Genomic DNA, 22,488 nt, shown 5'->3' with positions numbered 1-22,488 from the left:
GCCCCGACAATGAACAGATGGCCGACGCGCGCTTCTTCAACGACGAGCCCTTCCTCGACCACGAGGAAGGACCTGACCTGCTCGGGCACGGACAGTACGCCCAGCATGTGATCAGCCTGCTGGACCGGGTACGAGCCCAGACCGAAACCGGAGTCCTCGCGCTGATCGGCCCCTGGGGCTCAGGCAAGTCCAGCGTCCTGGGCAAGGTGACATGCCGTCTACGGGAGACAGCCAACGATGACGGCTGGCTGGTCGCGGAACTCAACCCATGGCTGTACTCCGACCTGGAGTCGTTGACGCTGGCACTGTTCAGCGAGATCCGCGAAGCCCTCCCGAATGACGGACGGTGGTCCGAGGCGCGAGAGAAGATCGGCGGATTCGGCAAGGCCATCAGTCCTCTGGGGAAGGTCACCGCTCTCTTCGGCCTGGACTCGGAGGGACTGATCCAGGAGGTCAGCAACCGCATCAGCGGCGACACGAGCGCATCCGCCGCCAAACACAAAGCCGAAGACGCCCTGCGTAAAGCGGGCCACCCTGTCCTCGTCGTCATGGACGACCTGGACCGCCTCACCCCCGAAGAGCTCCTCGTCGTCTTCAAGCTGGTACGCCTGGTAGGCCACCTGCCAGGGGTGTACTACCTGATCAGCTTCGACGAACGGACCCTGCTGGACGTCCTGCAACGCAGTGAGTTGGTCGGCAACAGCGAGCCCCGCGCACGCGACTTCATGGAAAAGATCATCCAGGTCCGAATGGACCTTCCCGCGTTTCGCGAGCGCGACGCCGACACCCTGGTCGACCGCTCCCTCTCCGCAGTCCTCGCCTCGCACAGCCTGACCCTGACACCCAACGATCATGAAAGGCTCTCCGAGGCCTACTACCGGTACCTGCAGGCCCGGTTGCGTACCCCGCGGGCCATCAAGCGCTTCTTCGGCCAGGTGGACGCCACCCTCGGCCAGCTCACCGGCAACGTCGATATCGTCGACTTCCTGCTCGTCACCTTCCTGCGCACCAGCGAGCCCCGCGCCTACCAGTTGCTGTGGCAGCACCGAGCCGAACTTACCGGCACCAGCATGGACCTGCCCTCGTACCGCGACGAGCGGCCCGAACAGGGCATCGACCGCTGGCGCATCAGGCTGCAGGGCGCCGGCGTCGCCGAACAGCACCTGGACGGCGTGATCGGCCTGATGGGCATGCTGTTCGCACCAGTCCGGCAGGCTCTCGGCCAAGGCATCAACCTTCAGGCCATCGCGCTGCGGCGCGGCATCGGCAGCACCGACTACTTCGACCGGTACATGGTCTTCGGCGTCCCCGACGACGACCTTCCCGAGCACACCCTCGACACCGCCCTGCAGCAACTGGCCGATAACACCCCAGGCACCGAAGCGGACGAATTGCTCCTGCGCCTGCGCGACGACACCCAGCGCATCACCCGCCGCATCGGTTACAAACGCGCCGTCGGCACTCCCCTACCGGCGGCCGCGCTCCTCAAAGCCACAGCCCCGTATTACGGCCACCTCACCGCCGCCCCGCAAGGGGCCCTCGGCCTGTTCACCGCAGACCGCGCCATGGACTTCCTCGCAAAAGACCTCCTGACCGACCTTGCCGAGCCCGACCGGCCCGCGATCCTCAAGACCATGGCCGAGAACCCTGACGGAGCCGTCCTGGCTGCTCGCACTCTGCAACGCGTCACCGCCCGGAACGACTCCGACAGCCCAGACCACACACAGGCAGCAGCCACCATCGACTGGATAGATGAGGCCCGCTCACTGATAAGCCACGAGATCGCACGGCACCTCGCCCCCTCCGCAAGCCGGTCAGTCGACGAACTCACCGAGCGGGAGATCACCCTCATCTGGGCATGGCGCCACACCAAACCCGAGGCCGCCCGGACCTGGATCAACCAGCGGCTCGATCAGGCATGGACCACGCTCGACCTTCTCGCCGTACTTCTCCCTCCCGACCGGGCGTTGTTCCCCGTCATCGACAACGACACCCTGCAAAGCCTCAACGCGCTCATCGGCCTCGAAGCGCTGCACAACCGCCTCGGCCCGCTCCTCGAAACCCCCGCAACCAACCCCGACAACTCCCAGGACGAACACCGGGCGCGCATCCTCCAGGCACTCCGCGAACACCGCGGCAACGCCCCGAGCAACGGCTGACCACCACCCGACCCACCTCCTGCGGCAGGACGGAGCAGCAAGCCGTGACAGACAGCCCGTTCGCCCCCTCGCCCGAACAATGGCAGCGCCTCTCCTCCGCCCGCCAGGCCTACACCGACGCTGTCAGTCCGTACTACGACGAGACACTGCAAGACGTGACCCACCGTGCGTGTGTCAGCGGGGGCATCGGCAAAGCCGACATCGGAGCACTGCTGATGTGGAAACGGCTCAGAGCCGATACGCCCTGTGCCGCCGAACTCATGGCGCTCGCGGACGCCGACGTACGCCGCGTAACGGCCGCAGCCACGATCGCCGCCCGGGACACCACTCTCAGCCGCAGCTCGGCAGCACAAGCCGGCAGAGCAGCCCTGGCCTCGCTACCGGGTTTCCGCACCGGCGACGCCCTCGCCTCCGCCGTCCTCACAGCAGCCGCAACGGACCGCATGGCCGTCTACGACCGGCGAGCCCACAGCGGGCTGCGCACCCTGGCATCACCCTCAGCCATGCGCCCGGCCGCTACAGCCGCTACATAGAAGCGATCGACCAGCTCCTGGCCGACGCCCCAGCCCCGATCCCCAATTGGACCGCACGAGACATGGACACCGCCCTGTAATGGCTCAACACGACCACATAACAGCGCTCAACGAACCTGATCAACACGCAATGAAACTGACCCCACCTGACCAACAACCCCCGAACCTGACAAACCCGCAGGCCAGCTCCCTGCCCAAGGACTCCTCCTCGTCAACCTCCCCATCGTTCCACCCCGCACCACACCCCGGACCAAACTGATCAACCCAGGCCGACCCACCACCCACTGATCAACAAAACCGCCCCTGGACAGAAGCGCTACGGAAGCTAGGCATCGACTGGATCTGACGGTCGTCGACAGGGTCCGTCCCGTTTGGCAGTGATCCGAGGCTGGGTCAGGGGCGCGGGGTTGGGTTGGTGAGGTACGGAGCGAGTTGGGCTTCGAGGTCGGCGATGCGTTTGTCCATGAAGCGGTTGTTCTGGCGGGCGCTGGTCAGGCGCTCTTGAATCTGCTGGTTGTCCTGGGTGAGCTGTCGTACGTGCTGCTTCAGCGTGGTGTTCTCGGTGACGATGCGCTGGAGGGAGCCCTCGGGTAGGTCGTGTTCGAGGTCGCGGATCTTGCCGAGGAGTTCTGCGATGTGGGTGCGCTGGGTGCGGATTTCGCGCTGGGCCTGGGTGAGTGCGTCTTCGGCGTTGAGTGCACGTTCCTTCCAGGCGGGCTGGGCGCGGCTGCCGCTGTTGGAGACTGCGGGATGGGGTCTGCTTGCGCAGGTGGCCTGCTCGATCAGGTCTCTGGCCTGCTGGTTTTGATAGAGGAAGGTGCGTGAGACGCGGGCGGTACGGGCGAGGGCGGCGACGGTGACAGGCGTATGGTCGCGTGCTGCGGCCGCCAGCGCGGTCTGGAGGCGTTCGAGCATCTCTTGGGTGGCTTGGCGGCGGGCTTGGGCGGCTGCGTCGGTGCGGGACGTGCTCATGGCTGTCCTGTGGCGTCGTCGGGGGCCTGAGTGCTGCGAGGTCTCGGGCGCGGAAGGCGGTACTCCAGGTGCGGTGGAAGTAGTCCTGGGGGCGCCGAAGGTCCAGGGTGAGGGCTTCGTCGAGGATGCCGAGGGCGGCCAGGGCCTGCTCGAGTCCTTTGATGGCCTGGGCGGTGGGTTCGAAGACGGTGTGGAGGTAGTCGGCGGTGGCGTCGTCGGGGGCGTTCTCTGCGATGGAGCGCCACTGTTCGGCTTTGCGTCGCCAGTAGAGGAGGTCTGCGCCGGAGAGGACGAAGTTGTCGCAGTTCTCGCAGTCGAGTTTCCAGGGGCAGGCTCCGCCGTCGACGACGGGTTGGTAGGTGCAGAAGCCGCCGTCGGCGGGGGTGCTGCGGCGGGAGAGTCCAGGGCCAGGGCGAGGGCTGTCTCGCGGTCAATGGGGGTGGTGGTGCCGGAGAGGAGTTCACCTGGGCGGGGTGCGCCGGGGCCTGCCACCCAGACGGTGTTCAGGACGTCTTCGAGGTCGCTGTGGGTGATCTTCACGTAGTGCTCGGCCATGCGCTCGGAGAGCTGGCCCAGGTAGCGGCGGATGTGAGTGAGCATGGCGCCGGCGCGCAGCAGGTTGGTGGCCAGGGTGTGGCGGGCCTGGTGGGCGACGTACGCGCCACCGAGGTCGAGGTCGGAGATCCAGGTCCTGAAGCGCTCGTTGAAGTGTCCGTAGGAGATCGGCTGGCGGCCGTTGGGGTTGCGGATGCGGGAGGGAAACAGGGCCAGGCCGGCGCGTTCGGTGGCTGCCGGGGTGCGGCCGTAACGCTTCTCGAAGAGCTGGAGTGTCTTGGTGCGGCGGGCATCGAGGCGCTGGTAGATGGGCTCGGGGATGCGGATGCCCTCGTTGTAGTTGCCGACCTTGGTCTGGTCGTGCCACAGCATGGCCAGGCCGCGGTAGCGGCCGATGCAGTCCAGGCGCAGACCGACGACCTCGCTGCAGCGGCGCCCGGTGGCGACGATGGTCTCCCAGATGTCCCGCAGGCCCCGGTCGTTGAGGTCGAGTTCCTCCAGGCGGCGCAGGTTGGTCTCGTCGGTCAGCGCGCGGGCGACGTCGTCGCTGAAGGGGTTGCGGGAGCGCTGCTTGAGGCCGGTGCCGCCGAAGGGGATGGCGGTCAGGAAGCCGGTGTCGATGCCGAGGCGTTCGGCGTGGCCGGCGGGGATGGCGCTGTAGAGCAGCTTGCGCGCCTGGTTGAAGATGAATTGGCAGCTCAGGTCGGTGACGGTGGGGGATCGTCCGTCGACCAGGACCATCCCCAGGGATGGCAGGCCGTGGCGGGCGCGGTGGCGCTGGTCGGCGACGAACCGCTCGGCGTGTTCACGGCGCAGCACGGTGGGGTCGTGCCCGGCCTCGGGGGCGTCAGTCTGGAGGAAGACGCCCAGTTCGACGGCGGCGCGGCGCATCTGGTCGAAGGGGCCGCGGGTACGGGGGCACTGCGGTGAACGGAGCCACTCGGCGAGATGATCCCAGGGCAGGTCGCGCAGCCACCGCTGCGGTACGGCGGTGATGTCGAAGTGGCTCTGGGCGTTCTTGAAGCGTCGTCCGAAGTGATCGGTCTCCAGGAAGCCGGCGTCTTTGCTGTCCGAGGGGCTGTAGTAGACGCAGCGCAGACCGTTGACGATCTCCCATATGATCTTGCGGACTTCGGAGTCCATCTGCTTGCGGGTCAGGTCTTTGTAGCCCTCGTCGTGCAGGTCCATCAGGGACGTGACGCCGCCTCGCTGGCAATGTCTGACGAGGTTCCTGATGCCGTTGGTGGTCCACTCGGAGTGCTGTGCGGCCTGGGCATGGGTGTGCAGGCCCCACTGGATCTCGGCCCGCAGCAGAGGAGGCAGCGGGTGGAGGTTGATCAGTCCCGGTTGTGACACGGGTCCCGTGGTGGCACACCATGCGTGGAAAGCGGACTCGTCGTCGTACGTCACGGGGAGTGGGCGTCGGTCTTTGATGCGACCGTGGATGCGTTCCGACCGGGCTCCTCCCGGACGCTGCTGGGTTTGGTAACGAGCCTGGTGCTGGATACATAAGCCCACCGAGCCGCAGGCTAGGAACGGGCAGCGGGCCTTGCAGAGGCCGAAGCCGGGTAGCGCGGGCTGGTCCAGAGCCCATCGTTTGAGGTGCTTCCGGTCAATGGGCGCCGCCGAGCCATACTGCCAGCGGTTCTGGTGTTGGTGGCATAGCTGGGTCGTGGGGCTGAGGGCCGGCCGGTCGGGGCAGATCCGGCAGCGCCCGTAGTCCACTCCCCGCGCGGCCGGAAGCGGCGTCGCGGCGTTCATGAAGGCACGCTTGGACTGGCCAGCCCGCTCTGCCTGCTCCCACTCGAGGCAGTGGGAACCGCACAGGTTGTGGCTGACGCGGCGGATGCGCTCACAGCCGTCGACGCCGCACTGCCAGGCGAAGACCGGGTGCTGGGGCGGGATGAAGATCAGCGTGTCGCGGAAGAGCGGATCGAATGAGGGGGCCTCTATGAGGCCCGTGAGCAGTTCGAGCCGGTCGCGGCCGATGCGGGTGGTGTCGGTGCGGCCGGGCAGCAGCGTCAGCGGGATCACGGCTGTGTCCCCCAGACCTGCTCCAGTGCCGCGGTGAAGACCGGGTCGTGGACGTCCACGTGGCCGTAGACCTGCTCGACGGTCGCCGCTGAGGCCCAGCCGCCGGCGTCACGCGCGATCACTGCGTTACCCCGTGCGGCGTCCAGGACTGCGGTGGCGAAGCTGTGCCGGAAAGCGTGCGGGACCACTCGGCCGATCTCCAGACGGGATGCGGCCCGGCGCAGCATGCCACGGGCCGCGGCCGTGCTCCACGACTGGCCCCGGGTGGGGCCGTGCAGGCTGACCAGGAGCATGCCGCGAGCGGTCTGGGCGGGGTATTGGGTGGTGATGTACTCGAAGTAGGTGTGGATCATCGCCGGACTCACCCGGCGTACCGTCCCCCCGCACACAGTGCCATCCTGCGACGTCCAGGGGGACTTGGTCTTGACCCGGGCCCGGTTAGCGTTGTCCTCGCGGTGACAGATGTGCACGTGCGGCCCCCGGCATTGACCGCACGCGGCCTGCTCGCGCAGGTGCAGGTCGACCAGACGCAGCCCGCACAGCTCACCGATCCGGAAACCGCCGTCGGCCAGCCACGTGACCACCATCCGGTCCCGCGCGCATGACACCGCCTCTAGCAACAGATCCCGGGCGCCCTCGGGCAGCATCTTCGGGTGTCGGCGTATCCGGTCTGCCGGAGCCAGCGGGTTCGCGGGCATGCTGTGCAGGATGTGCCCGAGCATCGCCCGCCGACGGTCCGCCCGCGTCGGCAAACGGGTCGCGCGCAATGCCTCCGCCAGTGCCGGGTTCACGCCGCGGGTGCCCAGGCGGAGGTAGAAGCCCTTCAGGCAGGCCGCGGCGGTCTTCAGTGCGCTGTGTCCGTAGGGGCGTTTCCCCTCGCGCCACGGCAGCCCGAACGGCCCCGGGTAATCCGCCCCGAGGGCCGCCATGTAGTGCCGCAGGTCCTCAAGCGACACCGCGCCTGTGTCCAGGCCCGCGAACCGTAGCCACCGCAGATGATCAACCAGCACATACGCGTACGTGCGGTCCGTACCCGCCCGGCAGGAACGCAGGAACCCGTCCGCCTCCGCCACAAGCGTGCAGTCCATGTCCACGACGGTGTAGGACACCCGCCCGTCCCCGCGGACGATCTCCTGTACGCGTAAGTCGCCCACTACCAGCCGGCCGTCCATCAGGTGCCGCCTCCTCCGAACCGGGAACCGCCCCGGTGGCAGCACTCCCGCCCCCGAGTCCACACCCCTACCCCACGTCCCTGGACCACTCCACGCGAACGTCCCACACACCCAAGTGACAGTTGGTAAAGTCCGTCACCCTCATACGCCAGAACACCCAAGGGGCACCTCTGCTGCCGCGGTCAGCGAGGGCAGGCGTGCTCCTCCGCTCGGTGCCCCATCCACACCGCCACGTCGCACACCCGCAGCGCACTCACTGTCTCCGGCACCCCAGCGATCTGGCGCAGCTCGAGCGATTGGCGGTGCAGGGCGCGGTCGTCCGCGCGCAGCGCGGCATGCAGCGCAAGCCAAAACGACGGGCGCGGGCGGTCCAGCGCACAGCGCACCACCTTGTCGTAGACCGGCAGCAGCTGCGGGCGCTTCCTGGCTAGGAGCTTCCCAGCGATCACCCAGTCGACTCCGTACTGGTCGCAGAGGAGGTGCCAGGCCTGGTCCGCCGGCGAGCCCTCGGCCAAGACGTCCGCTTCGGCGTCGGCCATGTCGATGTCCCTGGGAATGGCATGCAGCAGACCGGACAACTGCGCGCCGAGGCGGCCCTCCAGGATGTCCAGCGCGACAGGTGCCGGAACGGTGACCGACAAGGTCTGCACCGCGATCAGATCCTCCGCCGTGATCCGGCCGGCGACCTCCGGCCGGTCTCCCCCACCCGCCAGATGCTCGAACCGACTCCCGGTGAACGGCATCCCGCCGGGCGGCACGCCCAGGCCGAAGTAATGCCGCAGGTCACGGACCACGCGCTCGGAACTCAGCAGGGCACCCAACCGCCGCCCTAACGGCGACAACGCCCCATCAGAAACACCGGACACTGCGGTAGAAGCGGCCATGAGAACTTTCTCCTTCATCTAGGTCTGGAGTAGTGAGCGGTGCCACAAAGCCCGCCCGAGAGAGTCATGCAGCGAACCGGTCGCGCCGTGAGAAACCGTGTACCGACCGGACATGATCGGATGCTGGCAGTCTTTAAGCTTGTGAAACGCCGCGTTGCGAGCCCTTCCTCGGCGTAGGCGGTGGCGCGCGAGCGAGGTGTCGCCTGGGCAGGCCGAAAGTCGGTGTGCGAGTGGCCGCTGGGGCCTGGTCGGCGCAACTCGTCACGGCGTTGGAGTTCCACAGCTTCTCGACCGTCGACGATCCGCCGCCATCGGCTCAAACCGAGGTCACCGGGCCGACGTGGTCAGGTGCAGGCGGCGCTTCGCACCAACTGCATCCTTGAGGGCAGCGCGCAGCGCTATCCTTTCTGTCAATCGTGCAACGCCCGTCACGTAGGCCGCTGGAGGCACCTTGTTGCATGAGCCGGTTCGCTCCACCAACGTCCGGTCGGTGGGCTACAGCCAGGCGGAGCGTGTGCTCGAGGTCGCTTTCCACAGCGGAGGGGTGTACCGCTACGACAACGTGCCTGCGGACGTGCACCTGGCATTGATGGCTTCCCCTAGCAAGGGGGGTTTCTTGGCTCGGTTCATCAAGGGTCACTATCCTTACCGCCCGATCTCAAGCTGACGTCCACATAGTTCATCCAAAACCGTTCCATCGTTGTTGAGTTGAGGCGCGCGTGCAGATCTGCTCCGTTTCCGTTGAGGGCTTCCGCTGCCTTGCAGATATCGCCAATGTTCCAGTCCTGCCACAGACAGTTCTGACTGGCCAGAACGAGGGTGGGAAGAGCGCTCTGCTGGACGCGCTGAACTTCTTGCTCCACGGAACCGCGCTGAGCGAGCGCGATCTTACCTACGTCGGCGATGGGGGCCGACAGGAACCCGTGCCCGACGGGGACGCGGTCGCACCGCACGCACGGGTGCCTCAGACTGCCGTGACGGGCGAGTTCACCCTCAGCGCCGACGAGCAGCAGCACTTCGCCCTGCCCGAGCGGGTGCAGATCCGCCGTCGCTTCCGCCCGGAGGCGGGAACGTTCCTGGAGATCCGCCGCCGCGTCTGCCAGAACCCAGAGCTGCGCGACTTGGGATCGGTGAAGCTGGCGGGCCTCAAGGAACTCGCGGCCACGCACGGGGTCGAGCCCGTCGGGCAGGCGAACGCGAGGAACAGCTGGGAGCAGCCCTTGCGGGAACTGGCCCAGCAGATGGAGCAGGTCGACGCATGGGTGGCAGCGGACTCCGAGGTAGCCGCCGCGATGCCGTCAATGGTGTATTTCAAGGGCGACTCGGTCCAGGCGCCTGAGGCGGTGGTCCAGAGTTTGCTCAACTCCCGGCTGCCGAGTACACGCGGGCCGATGAGGTGGTCAAGCGCGTAGCAGACCTTGAGGATTATCTCGCCGATTCGCTGACAGCGGACATCGACAGCATCCGCGGACATATCGCGCGGCGGTGCGCCCTGCCGTCTGTGGAACTGGACCCTCAGGTGCAGGTGCGTCCGGCACTGGTCGGGGTCGAGCTGAACATTGTGGACTCGCAGGGCCGCCGGTTCCCACTCTCGTCGGCCGGAACCGGTCGCTCACGCCGGATCTCGCTGGCCCTGTGGGAGAGCAGCAACGACCTGGGGCAGCGCGACGCCGCTCAGGCGTCCGAGTCGGATGTCGTATTCGTCTACGACGAGCCCGACACCCACCTCGACTACTCCCATCAGCGGCGCATCATGGCGCTGATCCAGTTGCAGTCGTCACGGCCCAACGCGCGCGTCATCGTGGCGACGCACTCGCTCAACTTGATCGACGGGGTCGACATCTCCTCTGTGGTGCACTTGCGTACTCATGAGGGCCGCGTTCGGGCGGAGGTTCTGAGCGAGGACAGCGCGGACAAGGATGTGCGTCGGCATCTGTCGACGATCGCGACAACGCTGGGGTTCCGCAACAGCGTCCTCTTGCACGAGCGGTTCTTCGTCGCTGTGGAGGGCGTATCCGAGACATCCGCGTTCCCCATCCTCTTCCGCAAGCACGCCGGCTTCCCGATCCAGTCCGCCGGGATCTGCCTGTGGGCCGGCGGCAGCAACGAGGGCGCACTGCGATTCGCCCGGTTCCTCAAGGATCACGGCCGCGACGTCGCCTTCGTCGTCGACAAGGACAGCCGCACCAATCAGAAGCGCGCCTTCCGAGACGACAAGCTCAAGGAGCACGGCTTCGACCTCAAGGAGGAGTGCCTCTACCTCGGCTCCCCCAACGAGCTCGAAGACCTCTTCACCGACGACGACTGGGCTGAGACAGCGAACGTGCTGTGGAGGCCGAACCCTGAACGCGGCCCCTGGCAGCCTCAGGAGATCGAAGAGCTACGGGCCGGCAAGTTCAGCTCGCAGTTGCTGGACCTGCTCAAGAGCGGTTCCCCTGAGGGACCGAAAAACAAGGAAGACCTCATGGTCGGCATCGCCGCCCACCTCGCAAAGGACCGCATCCCCGCCGCCCTGTCCACGGTCTTCGATGCTCTCGTCAGTCGCGCGCAGGACGCGGGGCCGCATCTTTGGTAGCCGCCCCGGCCTGACGAGCCGCGCGCCGCGCCTTCATACGCATCAGCCGCTGCTGCGGCGTCGGCGCCTCCCACGTATGCAGACCGGCCGAAGCCACCCACTGAGACCCGTGGTGACCCGGATCGTCGCCACACCAGCGGCAGCCGTCAGGGGACGGCAGGTCTTTGCGATGCACGCGTATCACCCGACCACCACTCATGGAGCACCGCCCGTGTACGTCGGAATACCTTCGATATGAACACGTTCCCCGGAAGGCCATGCTCAAAGAGTGCCACCTGCCACTGACAACCGGACGGGTGTACTCAACTTATGGTGGCGGCTGACGCTGACACACGTATCTCGGCCCTGCGCCAAGCAGACCTTGCGTCCTCGATCGGCGGCCACCGCCCGCCATCCCCCGGGCACACCCAACTCCGGACGGCAATCTGATCCCGAAACAGTGCCGCAGATCTATGGCGGTCCGTCCCGATACCATCCGTCTCTACTGCACACAAGCGCCGCGGGTCGCAGGGAGAGCTGGATGGCCGCTGAATCACCTTTGGAAGAGATCCGTATCGGTGCGCTCGTCAGTCGACGAAGTCAGCTGCCCCTCAGTCCACCCCTCTCGGCCCCCGAAACGTTGCCCTTCGGCAAGCTGCCCCCGCCTGTGTTCGAGCGCTTGGTCGGCGAGGTCATGTGGCTTATCGACGGGATGAACGACATCCGTGGCTACGGCCGCTCCGGGCAGGACCAGGGTGGACTCGACCTCATCGGCAGACGCAACGGACAGACACACGTCTACCAGGTGCGCAGGATCGTTTCCTTGTCGGCGCCCGCACTCCGTGCAGCGGTCACCGACTTCACCGGTCCGCCCCGCACTACGACGCCTGCTGAGGAATGGTCCGAGCGACGGTTCGACGCCGTGCGTTTCGTCCTGGCAACGGGGTGCGTCGTCGATGACACTGCCGTGGAAAACGAACTCGTCGCCCTGCAGGAGAAGTACCAGGGCGACATAGACATCGACTTGTACGACGCAGGCGCCCTCTCGCGGTCCCTGAGGGAACGCCCGTACCTTGTCGCTGGCGTCTTCGGTCCAGAATGGGCCAAGGCCTTCTGCGGGGTGGAAACGCTTCCGGTTCCGACCTTGCCGCATGGCTACGCGCTGTTGAACGACCCGCTTGAGCACCTGGGTCTGGCGGCCGCCCTGCACCGCGCTCAGCAACTCGCGGAGACGGAGCCGGGGCCGGCTGCCGAGCTCTTCGGCGATCTGGCGGATGCGCTTGAGCATGCCTCGTTTACCGGGCATGCCGACCAGCTACGCACTCGGCAGCGCGACCTGCTGGCGTCCGTAGGACAGGCCGACGCGGCATTCACCGTCGCGGCCAAGTTGATGCTCGACCGGTACGAGACCGGCGACCGCATGTTCGTAGATCAGCGCCTGGAGCGCCTGGCTTCCGACGCCGGCGGCACGGCATCCGACATCTACGTGGTCTTGAAGGCGCTGGCGGACTGGTTCGAGTTCGGATACGACCTCGCGCCGATCACAACCGTGCTTGCAGCTGTGGTGCAGGCGGGCGATCCCCTGGCAGCCCGCCTGGTTCTGGCGGTAATCGAGCAGATCGTTGTCGACGAACACCCCGACGATCACCCGGCGGGGCTGACTGATCTGGCTTCCGAGGTTGTCACCTCTCAGACAGGGCTTCTGCGGATTCGGCTGGAGTGCTGTCTGGCGGACCTGGCCATACGAGCCGGACAAAGCCCAGAAGAGGCCTATGCCGACCTCGACCGGCGCGCTCTGGGCGGCCGCATACCGGAACGCTCTGCGGTCTTGGTACACATGCGCCGCGGGCGGGCCCTGGCCCTTGCAGACCTCGGAAGCGAGGCCATCGAGGTCTACCGGCGCGCTGTGCTGGCCGCTACCCGAGAGGGCCTGGGAGGCGACGCCCGGCACGCCCTACGGTCAATTTCCTTTCTGTCCGACCAGTACAACGTCGGATTCAGGGAATCGTCCCAGGCCATGCTCTCGGCCCGCACGGTCGGTGCCAGGGGCACGCGACTCATCGACCTCTCCTTCAACCCGGCCGTCAGTGCGCTGGAAGCCCTGGTCGACGACAGACTGCCGGATGCCTCACGGGCCTCGCACCAGTGGCTGTGGCAGGACCGGATCTCCGGTGCGCTGACCGACGAGAACCTCTCCCACCAGCGCTCCGGCGAAGTCTTCGACCGCGCCGGAGAGGGAAAACACGCCGTGCGTCAGTTCGTCCTTGCCGGCCGCAGGAAAGACGCACGTTCCGCCGCCGAACCGCTTCTCGAGTTCCTCGATGTACGCGACCTTCTGGAGGTGCGTGCACGATGGGTATGCAGCGCGGCCGCAGCGGTGATCGGCCAGCAGGCGGATCTCATTCCTGATGACGTCCTCGCGAGCATCGCCGCCCGCCTGACGGAGATCGTCACCACAGGCGCGCAGACAGGTCTGACAGGTATCCAACCGGTCAAGGAGGCTCTCGGAGCGCTTGCAGCGCTTGATGAGCGACTGCCAGCCCCGTCAGCGCAACAGGTACTGCCCTTGTTGGTCGAATCGATCCCCAGAGAGCCGAACATCTCCCGGTTCACCGATGAGCAGATGCTGGCTTTCCTGGGTGCCTGCATCAAGGCCCAACTGCCCGTGGCCGACCAGGCCGCTCAAGCCCTGCTGGATGCATGGAAGCTCGACATAAAAGGCGCTGAGGGTCTGCTTGTCAGCCTCCATGCCCACCTGCCGACGGCTGTGCCAGTGGTACGCGAACGGGCGCAGCAAGGGCACCGTGGGGCCACGGCCCTCCTGGCCGACTGGCAGGTGGACGACCCGTCTGTAGCCGAGACCGCGCGGGAGCTGGCCGACACCGTGCTGGCCGAACCGGTGGGGACCGTCCGCCCCTTCTATGCCATGGGCACCACCGCGCAGCAGTGCGCGGCATACCTCTCAGCGTGCTCCGACGACCAGAGCAGCATGGGCACAGGCGAGCCGAACAGTCTCTTGCGCGAACGCGTCGCAGGACACCTGCTGTTGTGGGCCGAAGACCACAACGACATCGCCGAACGACGCTCCGAGGCCGTTCGCGCACTGTCCATCCTCGCTGAAACCCTGCTGGCGCCCGTGCGAAACGACACGTTCGAACGACTCATGGACCTGTACCAAGGTCTCACAGAGCACCCTGCCAACGCCTTCGACCGACGCACCCAGCACCCCCTGAGCCGCTACAAGATCAACGCTGGAGGAGACTGGCGTCTGCCCGCGGAGATCCTGCACACGACCGCCGTCCTCGCCACCACCGCCGAACAAGCCATCCGCGTCGAACAGCGCCTGCTCCCACACCTGTCCCATCCCGAACAAAAACCAGGCCACGGCTGGCTGCAGGCACAGACCATGCTCGCGCTCGACCGCCTGTCCCCCGCGCCGGCGTCCCTGATGGCCACCCATCCCTCACCGTTCATGCGGCAGACCGCCGTGATCTGCTGGGGCCGCGCCGTTCACCGGGATCCGTCCCTCGCACGCACTTTCGCCGAGGACTCCAACACCAGCGTCCGCCACAACCTGGCCCACACCCTCGCCGAACTCCCCCCGGCCGAACGCCTTGAGTACGAAGCCATCACCGAGCGGCTCCGCACCGACAACAGCGCACGCGTCCGCCGAGCCACCGCACAGATCCCATAAGCACGCGCCCGTCGCTACAAGGCTGGGGCCGACGAAACCCACCTGCATAGACATACAGCGAACAGCACTCACCCTGCCGATCACCACCCTCGGTACTCAAGCACCCACGGGACGGTTACCATCCGTCACACTGGCTGGCCCTCCGACCGGATCTAAAGGCTGAACAACGACGGCATGAGCGCGTCGTCGGCACCTGGGAGTGTCGCCTCGCTCCATGTGTCGCGTACATGTCTGCGACGTATCGGAGCAGCTCAGGAACATTCCGATCACTCCCAGACTCGGTAAAACGGACGAGGCGCACAGAACTAGTGGTTCGGCTGGGAAGGCGTGGGCGGCTGTTCATGACCAGGACGTCATCCCTGCCATGCGCCGGCTGTACATGACCGCCACACCCCGGATCTGGAAGGAGCGCCCGGCCCGGCTTTCCGTGGCCGAGCGGCGGGAAGGGGCCGGGAAGCTGTGGGATCCGTTGCCGCAGGAGATGGCCTGTTCCATGGACGACCCGAAAATCTTCGGCCCCGTCGTCTACGAGCTGTCGCTTGCATCGGCCGTTTCGCGGGGGCTCCTGGCGCGCGGTATCAGGTCGTGGTCGTGGAGCTCACCGACCCGGTCGTCACCCCGGCCCGGTTGTCCGGGCTGGGGAAACGGGATGAGGACGTACGCGGCCTACGCATGGGCGCGCTGCAGGCCGCGCTGCTGGAGACCATGGCCGAGCACGGGTTGCAGACCACCATCACCTTTCACCACCGCACCGTTGAGGCGTCTGCGTTCGCGGAAGGGCTGCCCCGCGTCGCGAAGCGGCTCCATGCGGCGAACCCGGGGCGGTATCCGGAGCGGGTGTGGGCGGACTGGCTGTGCGGGGAGCATGAACCCGACCACCGCCGCCAGGTCCTCACCGACTTCGGCCGACGCGCCGGGCACGGCGTGCTCTCCAACTGCCGCGTCCTGGGTGAAGGCGTAGACATCCGCGCCGTCGATTCCGTCGCCCTTCTCGACCCCAAGGGGTCGGCCGTCGACATCGTCCAGGCCATCGGCCGGGCACTGCGGCAAAAGCCGGGGCAGGGGAAATTGGCGACCCTGATCGTGCCCGTCTTTCTCGCGCCCGGTGAAAAACCGGAGGACATGTTCACCTCTGCCTCATATAGGCCCTTGGTGAAGGTTCTGGAGGGGCTGCGGGCACACGATGAACGTGCCGTCGAGATGCTTGCCATTCCCCAGGAACAGCAGAAGGCGGTCGTTGACCCGTCGCTGTACATCGGTCCCCCGCCCGAGGAGGGCGAGGAGGAGTCGCGGCTCCTGCTGCGCTTCGCGGCTCCCCGTGACCCGGTGGTGATCGCGAAGTGGGTGCGGTTCAACGTCATCGACACCGAGCGCCAGGACTGGCAGCGCGGCTACGACGCAGCCCGCCGCTACTACGAGCGCGAAGGCGACCTGGAGGTGCCCTACGAGCACGCCGAGGGCGCCTACCCGCTGGGGCGGTGGCTATCCGACCAGAGGCGCTCCTACCGGGCCGGGACCATGAACGGTAGGCGCGCCGACGAGCTGGAAGAGCTCGGGATCGTGTGGGACACCGCCGACGCCGCCTTCGAGGAGAACCTCGCCGCCGCCCGCGCGTACTTCGCGGAGGCCGGAACGCTGGCCGCGCCCCGGCACGCCACCGCCCTCGACCGGCCTGTGGGGCAATGGCTCACCAACCTGCCAGGCCCACGTAGCGACGCTGCCAGTCCACCGTCCACCCGAGCGGCCGAGGGTTCCAGTCAGGGTCGATCGCGGCGAGCTCCGCGGCCCGCCGCTGCGCCCTGTCGGTGTCTTTCCCGAGGCCTCCGGGCCGGCGGATCTCAGCAATCACAGAAGCCGTCGCGACAAGCTGACGGACGACCAGCTCACCACCCTAGCGGGTCTCGGACTCGAATGGGCACGATTGAGGACCTGTATGCCCCGTATGGCGCCGGCGTACCTCCACGAGGAACGGTCGTCCAGTGCCAGAAGTCGTCGATCCTCGGTGCTCGACTGGTCGTAGGGATGGGTGGGCGCTGTCCGCTGTCGCACGCAACTCATCTGCTGCCAGAAGGCTGGGGTCCGGCGTGCTCTCTCATGTGCTGGAGTTCGTCGATTTGCTCCCCCGCCACAGGAGATCTCGGCATCTTCGATCGGCCGTGTTGCTGCCTGCTGGTTGCGGGTGCTCGGCAGGGAAGGGAGTGGACGGGCGCCGGGCTCTGGGGTGCCTGAAGGGCGGTGCATGCTGATCGCCCAGGCGATGGACAGTGCCGAGGAGCAGCTGCTGCAGTTGATGCCGGTGAGTTCGCTCCCGGCGGGCTTTTGCCGAATCGCGACCGGGCCCCTGGATGGTGTGGCCTGACCGGTGTTTTTGCCGGGGCGTGTTGGTCTGTACGCCGAGGTCCGAGTCACAGGAGGCTGACGCCATGCGGAAACTGATCTTCGGTATGAACCTGAGTCTGGATGGCTTCGTCGCTGCGCCCGGTGACGATCTCGGCTGGAGCGTGCCGAGCGATGAGCTGTTTCAGTGGTGGTCCGACCGGGTGGGGGCGACGGACCTGGCGCTGTATGGGCGCAGGCTTTGGGAGACGATGAGCTCCTACTGGCCGACCGCCGACCAGCGGCCTGATGTCTCGTCGGCGGAGATCGAGTTCGCCCGCCGCTGGCGGAAGATGCCGAAGGTGGTGTTCTCCTCGACGGCGAGCGTGGTCGGCTGGAACGCACGTCTGGTCACCGGTGATGCGGTCGCCGAGATCGTCCGGCTCAAGGCCGAGGACGGCGGTCCCATGGATATCGGTGGCGCCACGCTCGCCGCAGCGGCTATGCGGGCCGGTCTGATTGACGAGTATGTGCTGGCCACCGCGCCGGTCTTGGTGGGCAGCGGCACGCCGTTCTTCACGGCTCTGGACAACTGGGTGAACCTGACCCTGGTGGAGACGCGGACGTTTCCCGACGGCGTGGTGCTGACCAGGTATGAGACCAGGCGCTGAGCGTCCGGTGTCGGTGGGGGGGGCGTTTGCCGTGATGCGAGGTGGCGGGCGTGTTCGGGGAGGGGCGGTCGATGGGTGGTGGGGTGGTGGGGTTGTGCCTATGTGTGGTGCGGAGGGTTGGCGTGCCTCTGTGCGTGGCGGTCTCCTTCGGCCCGCGCGTGGGTCTGCGGGCCGGTTTTTCCGGTACGGGGCTGGTGCCCGTTTTTGTGCTGTGCCGTGGGTATGGCGGGTGGGGCCGTGGATGTCTGTGCCATGCGGAGGTGGGGTCCGGGGCGGGTGTGCGGTGCCGGCGGGCGGGTGGTGGTCAGATCAGGTTGTCTTCCACTGTCAGGCCCAGGGCGTTGCGGCCGTACATTGCCAGGGTGCGTTCGACGTCGTTCGCGACGTGGACGCTGCCCGCGTGGGCGTCGCGCCAGACGCGTTCGATCGGGTTGCCGCGGCGCAGGGAGTTGCCGCCTGCCGTCTTGAACGGGAGGTCGATCGCGGCGACCGCGCGTTCGGTGCCGCGTACCTGGTCGCGGCGGGTGCGTGCGTAGGCGTAGTTCCATGGGGATGTCCTGTCCTGCGGCCGCGCGTGCTGTCAGTTCTCTCATGTTGTGGTCCATCTGGAGGATCGTCGCGTCGGTCTCGGACCCTGCTCGCGCGACGGCGGCCTGGGTGTGCGGGTCCTCGGCGAAGCGGCCGCCGCCCAGGCTGAGCCGGGTCCGGTCCTTCATGAGGCGCAGGTAGGACTCGTAGCCGCCGGCGACCGCGCCGACGAGGGGTGCGGTGACGGCGGTGGTGAACACGGTGGCGAAGGGCAGTTTGTACAGGGGGCCAGGGTTGGTTTTCTGGCCGGGGGCCTTGAGTTGGGTGGTCTCGTAGGTGCGGATCACTCGGTGGCGGGGGATGTGCGCCTGGTCGACGATGATGTCGTTGCTGGCGGTGCCGCGCAGGCCGACGACGTCCCAGGCGTCCTCGATCCAGTAGTCGTCGATCCGGTAGTCGGAGCGGGGTACGAGCACGGTCAGGAAGTCGACGGGGCGTCCTTGGCCGCCGACGACCAGTGCGCCGAGCAGTGCCCAGCGGGCGTATCCGCAGCTGGAGGAGAAGCTCCAGCGGCCGGTGAGCCGGTAGCCGTCGTCGAGGGGGTGAGCCGGCCCACGGGTGCGTAGGCGGAGGACAGGAGCGTGTCGGTGTCCTCGCCCCATACTTCTGCCTGTGCCTGGGCGGGGAAGAGCGCCAGGTGCCAGGGGTGTACGCCGAGGACGGATGTGATCCGGCCGGTGGAGCAGCAGGCGGCCGAGATGGTCCGTGTGATCTGGTGGAAGTTGGTGGGGGTGGCTTCCTGTCCGCTGAAGGGGCGGGGTTGGAGCGTTCGGAAGATGCCGGTCTCGCGTCGTGCGCGCATGGTCTCCTGGGGGGCCTGTCCCTTTTCGTCGGTGGTCTGGGCACGGGGGCGATCGTCGGGAGCAGGGTGCGTACCGCCTCAAGATCCGTGTTTCCCATGGTGTCGTCCCTTCGGGTGTTCCTGCCGGGCGTGGGGTGGGGTCGGGTGTCCAGAGGTCGGTGTTGCTGATCTTGCCTGCGGCGTTGCGTGGGAAGGCGTTGAGGATGGTGATCTCGCGGGGCACTTTGTAGTTGGCGAGGTGTTCGCGGCAGAGGGTGATGAGTTGCGCCGGGGTGGTGTGGGTGTGTGGGCGGAGGGTGATGTAGGCGCGTCCGGTCTCTCCGATCCGTTCGTCGGGTACGCCGATGACGGCGGCCTCGGAGATGGCGTGGTGGCGGTTGAGGAGCTGTTCGATCTCGGCGCCGTTCGTCGGGTACGCCGACGACGTACATGTCCTTGAGGCGTCCGGTCAGGGTGAGCCGGCCTTTCTTCGTCGAGGTGTCCGATGTCCCCGGTGGCGAGCCAGCCCTGGTCGTCGAGGGTGGCGGCGGTGGCTGCGGGGTCGTCGAGGTAGCCGAGCATCACGTTGTAGCCGCGGACCTGGACTTCGCCGTCGTGTCCGGGGGGCAGTGGGTGGTGGTCGGTTCCGGTCATGCGGGCCTCGACGCCGTCGATGGGGCGGCTGGCGGTATGGGCGATGGTCTCGTCGTTGTCGGTAGCGTGTCAGACGGTGACGGTCCCGCAGGACTCGGTGAGCCCGTACGCGGTGACGACGACGGGGAAGAGTTCGGCTCGTCGGCGTGTGATGGGGGTGACCGGCACGGTGGCGGCGCCGGTGACGGCGAGGCGTAGCGAGGAGAGGTCGTGCAGGTGGCGGCGGGGGGTGTCCAGGAGGGTGGTGAAGACGGTGGGCGGGCCGGGCAGGACGGTGATCGTCTCGGTTTCGATCAGTCGCAGGGTCTGGGCGGGGTCGAGGACGGGCTGGAGCGCCATGGTGGCGCCGTGCAGCAGGCATGCCGGGGCGCCTGCTTTGTAGCCGGAAGCAGTGGAACATGGGGCTGATGATCAGGTAGCGGTCGCCTCGGGTGAGTCGGGGTGCGTTGGGACCAGCCCAGGTAGGTGCGGATGTTCTGCTGGTGGGTGGTCATCACTCCTTTGGGGTGGCCGGTGGTGCCTGAGGTGAACAGCACGTCGGAGACGTCGTCCTCGCGTACGCGGGCTGTTCTGGTTTGTGCGTCGGTGGTGGGGACGCGGGTGCCCAGGTGGGGGAAGGCCGGCCAGTTGGTGGCGCGGGGAGCGTCGTTGGTGGGGGGCGGACCGTCGCCGTGGGCGTCGTGGGCGTCGTGGGCGCCGTTGGGCGCCGCCGGTGGGGCGCGGACCGTCACTGGTTGGGCGCGTACCGTCGCCGGTGGCGCCGTGGGTGGCGCCTTCGGTGCCGGCGGTGGCCGCCGGTTCGGCGAGGTCGATCACGTGGGCCAGGTCGGGGAGAGCGGGCACGGGGGTCCTCGCCGGAGGTGTGCCGAGGAAGCCGTTCTCGACGAACAGCAGCCGGGCGCGGCTCTTGTCCAGGAGCCGGCGCGCCTCGTCGCCCGTGTAGCGGGTGTTCACCGGGACCAGGACGGCTCCGGCGCCGAGGATGCCGAGCGCGGTGGTGATCCAGCGGGCGCTGTTGGGTGCCCACAGGGCGACGGGTTCGCCGCGTTGAATGCCGAGTGCCATGAGCGACCGGGTGACCGCGTGGGCCCGCTCGTGCAGGTGACGGTTGGTCAGCCGCAGGTCGCCGTCGACCAGTGCCTCCTGATCCGGGTGGGCCGCGGCGGCACGGGCAAGGACGGCGGGGATGGTGGTCTCGTCGACGGTCATGCCCGTCACTCCTTGGGCAGGAGGCGCTGGCAGGCCTCGTGGGCGCCGCGGACCAGGCCGGCGCGCTCCCGTACAGCGGCGCGTTTCTCGGTTGTCGCCAGGTTGCCGCCGGCCATCCGCAGGGGGCCGTCCGCCAGGTGCTCCAGGCCCTCGCGGGCGACGTCGTCGGAGTCGGCGACATGGAGGCCGGAGGCGTCCATGCGCAGGCCGGCCCGTTGCATCGCGGGTGTGCGGGTCACGCCGAGGACGAGTTCGAGGACGTGCACGCCGTACGGGGCGAGTTCCGGCCACAGGCCCTCGGCGAAGACCCGGCTGAACGCCTTCACGGCGCAGTAGGTGTTCAGGCGTGCCTGGCCCATGTAGCCGACGAGGGAGCCGGCGAGCAGGATACCGCCCCGGCCGTGTTCCTTCATCGCCTCGCCGAAGTAGTGGGTGAGGGCGAGCTGGGCGGTGATGTTGAGGTCGATCACGCCTTGGACACGGTCGAGTTCGCCGCTGATGAAGTCGTGGCCGTAGGTGTTCGCCGGCGTTGAAGATGAGCAGGCCGACGTCCAGGCCGTCGGTGACGGTACGGATTGTCTCGAGGGCGCCGGTCTCGAGCAGGTCGAGCTGGAGGGTGCGTATCTCGACGCCCTTGGCGCGGACGTCAGCGGCCGTTTGTTCCAGAGGGCCGGTCACGCGGGCGATGAGCACGAGGTCGATACCGGCGTTGGCGAGCTGGTCGGCGAAGGAGGCACCCACTCCTTCGGATCCACCGGCGATGACCGCCCACGGGCCGTAGACGTTCTTGTCCATGATCGGCTCCTTTTTCTGCGGAGACACGGGGACGGGCGGGGGCGGTGGAGAGGACAGGCGGGGGGTGTGGCGGAGCCGTTGCGGGGCGTTGCGGGCGTGGGGGGCTGTTGCGGGCGGGCGGGCCGTTCCGGGCCGTTCCAGTGCGGGGCGTCGCGGTCGTGCGGTCGTGCGGGGGCGGTGCCCACAACCGGCCGTACTCGGGCGGCAGGGCGCGCCGGAAGGCGACTCCACGGTGCGGCAGGGCGGCTGCCGCTGTCAGCGCGGCTGGTGCGCCGTCAGCTGCCCGGCGTGGACACCATGCCTGTGGTGTCGAGTCAGGCGACCGCCAACGTCAGCCGTCCTGCCGCGCCGCGAGGGCACCCCCACGGCGCCGGCTGGTGCGGCAGGACGCGGCTGGTACGCCGTCAGCTGCCCGGCGTGGACACCGTGCCCCTGGTGTCGAACGAGGCGATGCTGTAGGCGGCGAAGGGGTCACCGGCGACGTGGTCGAGCACCACGTCCACCCCTTTGTCGCCGGTGGCGACCAGTACCGTGCGGGCGAGATCGTCGTTGTTGCCGGTGACGATCACGGTGGGCGCGCCAAGGCTGGTGAGCAGGTCGCCGTAGACGACGAAGACCCTGGTGATCTGGATGCCGATCATGCCGATGCCCCTCGACGCTCCCGTGCTCAGGACACTCTGTCCCAGCCGGAAGCCCGCGATGGTGAGCGCGCCGAACTCGGTCAGCAGTGCGGTCGGCAGTGCGCACGCCACTACCAGGGCGAAGGCCTTGGGGCTAGGGCCCTGCAGCGGGGCAGTACGAACCGGTGATCGGCGACCAGGTACTCGGCGAACGCGGAGGGGACGGTACCCATGACCGGGTCCCCGGTCCTCCAGTCGCCGGCGTCCTGGCCGACGGCGGCGATCTCCCCGGCGTAC

At 67.7% G+C, this 22,488-nt stretch carries 17 protein-coding genes and 5 pseudogenes; 8 read left to right on the top strand and 14 right to left on the bottom strand.

Annotated elements, in window-relative coordinates; translation table 11 throughout:
* The first annotated feature begins 17 nt into the window (after positions 1–17).
* Together ACZ607_RS13705 and ACZ607_RS13700 are read left to right on the top strand one after the other, a co-directional pair.
* Entirely contained in the window at positions 18–2,159 is a 2,142-nt protein-coding gene (locus ACZ607_RS13705) for a KAP family P-loop NTPase fold protein (protein ID WP_469734889.1), read from the top strand.
* A gap of 44 nt (positions 2,160–2,203) precedes the next feature.
* Positions 2,204–2,692, top strand: a complete 489-nt coding sequence (locus ACZ607_RS13700) for a hypothetical protein (protein WP_469734888.1) — start codon at positions 2,204–2,206, stop codon at positions 2,690–2,692.
* A gap of 393 nt (positions 2,693–3,085) precedes the next feature.
* Here the strand turns inward: ACZ607_RS13700 and ACZ607_RS13695 are convergent, their stop codons facing one another.
* From ACZ607_RS13695 to ACZ607_RS13685, 3 genes are all read right to left on the bottom strand, one after another.
* Positions 3,086–6,253, bottom strand: coding sequence for a DUF6262 family protein (locus ACZ607_RS13695; protein WP_469734887.1), 3,168 nt, complete (start codon positions 6,251–6,253; stop codon positions 3,086–3,088).
* The gene (locus ACZ607_RS13690; RefSeq protein ID WP_469734886.1) at positions 6,250–7,425 is read right to left on the bottom strand and encodes a tyrosine-type recombinase/integrase; all 1,176 of its coding nucleotides are present in this window, start codon (positions 7,423–7,425) and stop codon (positions 6,250–6,252) included. The genes ACZ607_RS13695 and ACZ607_RS13690 overlap by 4 nt, the downstream gene beginning before the upstream one ends.
* Positions 7,426–7,607: 182 nt before the next feature.
* On the bottom strand, positions 7,608–8,309 hold the full coding sequence (locus ACZ607_RS13685) for a DUF6308 family protein (RefSeq protein ID WP_469734885.1): 702 nt from the start codon (positions 8,307–8,309) through the stop codon (positions 7,608–7,610).
* A 451-nt stretch (positions 8,310–8,760) separates the two neighbouring features.
* Here ACZ607_RS13685 and ACZ607_RS13680 point away from each other — a divergent pair, with 451 nt between their 5' ends.
* From ACZ607_RS13680 to ACZ607_RS13655, 6 genes are all read left to right on the top strand, one after another.
* A complete protein-coding gene (locus tag ACZ607_RS13680) occupies positions 8,761–8,976 on the top strand; it encodes a KTSC domain-containing protein (protein WP_469734884.1) in 216 nt (71 codons plus the stop codon).
* Positions 8,977–9,028: 52 nt separating this feature from the next.
* A complete protein-coding gene (locus tag ACZ607_RS13675; protein WP_469734883.1) occupies positions 9,029–9,721 on the top strand; it encodes an AAA family ATPase in 693 nt (230 codons plus the stop codon).
* Positions 9,706–10,884, top strand: coding sequence for an ATP-dependent nuclease (locus ACZ607_RS13670; protein ID WP_469734882.1), 1,179 nt, complete (start codon positions 9,706–9,708; stop codon positions 10,882–10,884). Before ACZ607_RS13675 ends, ACZ607_RS13670 begins: the two co-directional genes overlap by 16 nt.
* A 520-nt stretch (positions 10,885–11,404) precedes the next feature.
* The gene (locus tag ACZ607_RS13665) at positions 11,405–14,557 is read left to right on the top strand and encodes a hypothetical protein (protein ID WP_469734881.1); all 3,153 of its coding nucleotides are present in this window, start codon (positions 11,405–11,407) and stop codon (positions 14,555–14,557) included.
* 591 nt (positions 14,558–15,148) lie between these two features.
* A complete protein-coding gene (locus ACZ607_RS13660) occupies positions 15,149–16,786 on the top strand; it encodes a helicase associated domain-containing protein (protein ID WP_469734880.1) in 1,638 nt (545 codons plus the stop codon).
* Positions 16,787–16,980: 194 nt separating this feature from the next.
* Positions 16,981–17,544 carry a dihydrofolate reductase family protein gene (locus ACZ607_RS13655; RefSeq protein ID WP_469734879.1) on the top strand — a complete coding sequence of 188 codons (564 nt, stop codon included), beginning with the start codon at positions 16,981–16,983 and terminating at the stop codon, positions 17,542–17,544.
* 304 nt (positions 17,545–17,848) lie between these two features.
* Here the strand turns inward: ACZ607_RS13655 and ACZ607_RS13650 are convergent, their stop codons facing one another.
* From ACZ607_RS13650 to ACZ607_RS13600, 11 genes and pseudogenes are all read right to left on the bottom strand, one after another.
* Positions 17,849–18,025, bottom strand: a complete 177-nt coding sequence (locus ACZ607_RS13650; protein WP_469734927.1) for a hypothetical protein — start codon at positions 18,023–18,025, stop codon at positions 17,849–17,851.
* 118 nt (positions 18,026–18,143) lie between these two features.
* Positions 18,144–18,260 (bottom strand): annotated as a pseudogene (locus ACZ607_RS13645) (3-hydroxy-9,10-secoandrosta-1,3,5(10)-triene-9,17-dione monooxygenase oxygenase subunit); the annotation flags it as partial.
* Between the two features lie 290 nt (positions 18,261–18,550).
* The gene (locus ACZ607_RS13640) at positions 18,551–18,934 is read right to left on the bottom strand and encodes a hypothetical protein (RefSeq protein ID WP_469734878.1); all 384 of its coding nucleotides are present in this window, start codon (positions 18,932–18,934) and stop codon (positions 18,551–18,553) included.
* A gap of 181 nt (positions 18,935–19,115) precedes the next feature.
* Positions 19,116–19,328, bottom strand: a pseudogene (locus ACZ607_RS13635) (AMP-binding enzyme); the annotation flags it as partial.
* Between the two features lie 308 nt (positions 19,329–19,636).
* Positions 19,637–19,960: pseudogene (locus ACZ607_RS13630) on the bottom strand (AMP-binding protein); the annotation flags it as partial.
* The gene (locus ACZ607_RS13625; protein WP_469734877.1) at positions 19,861–20,298 is read right to left on the bottom strand and encodes an AMP-binding protein; all 438 of its coding nucleotides are present in this window, start codon (positions 20,296–20,298) and stop codon (positions 19,861–19,863) included. The gene ACZ607_RS13625 and the pseudogene ACZ607_RS13630, both read right to left, overlap by 100 nt.
* Positions 20,299–20,416: 118 nt before the next feature.
* Positions 20,417–20,728: pseudogene (locus ACZ607_RS13620) on the bottom strand (AMP-binding protein); the annotation flags it as partial.
* 53 nt (positions 20,729–20,781) lie between these two features.
* Positions 20,782–21,246: an SDR family NAD(P)-dependent oxidoreductase gene (locus tag ACZ607_RS13615; protein WP_469734876.1), complete on the bottom strand. Its 465-nt coding sequence runs from the start codon at positions 21,244–21,246 to the stop codon at positions 20,782–20,784.
* Between the two features lie 109 nt (positions 21,247–21,355).
* Positions 21,356–21,571, bottom strand: a pseudogene (locus tag ACZ607_RS13610) (SDR family NAD(P)-dependent oxidoreductase); the annotation flags it as partial.
* A 404-nt stretch (positions 21,572–21,975) separates the two neighbouring features.
* Positions 21,976–22,323 carry a hypothetical protein gene (locus ACZ607_RS13605; RefSeq protein ID WP_469734875.1) on the bottom strand — a complete coding sequence of 116 codons (348 nt, stop codon included), beginning with the start codon at positions 22,321–22,323 and terminating at the stop codon, positions 21,976–21,978.
* Positions 22,323–22,475 carry a hypothetical protein gene (locus ACZ607_RS13600; RefSeq protein WP_469734926.1) on the bottom strand — a complete coding sequence of 51 codons (153 nt, stop codon included), beginning with the start codon at positions 22,473–22,475 and terminating at the stop codon, positions 22,323–22,325. The genes ACZ607_RS13605 and ACZ607_RS13600 overlap by 1 nt, the downstream gene beginning before the upstream one ends.
* Positions 22,476–22,488: the final 13 nt, after the last annotated feature.

Source organism: Streptomyces sp. NPDC104381 (assembly GCF_055583745.1).
Note: the sequence above shows the minus strand (reverse complement) of the source record. Positions and strands in the feature narration are given on the sequence as shown.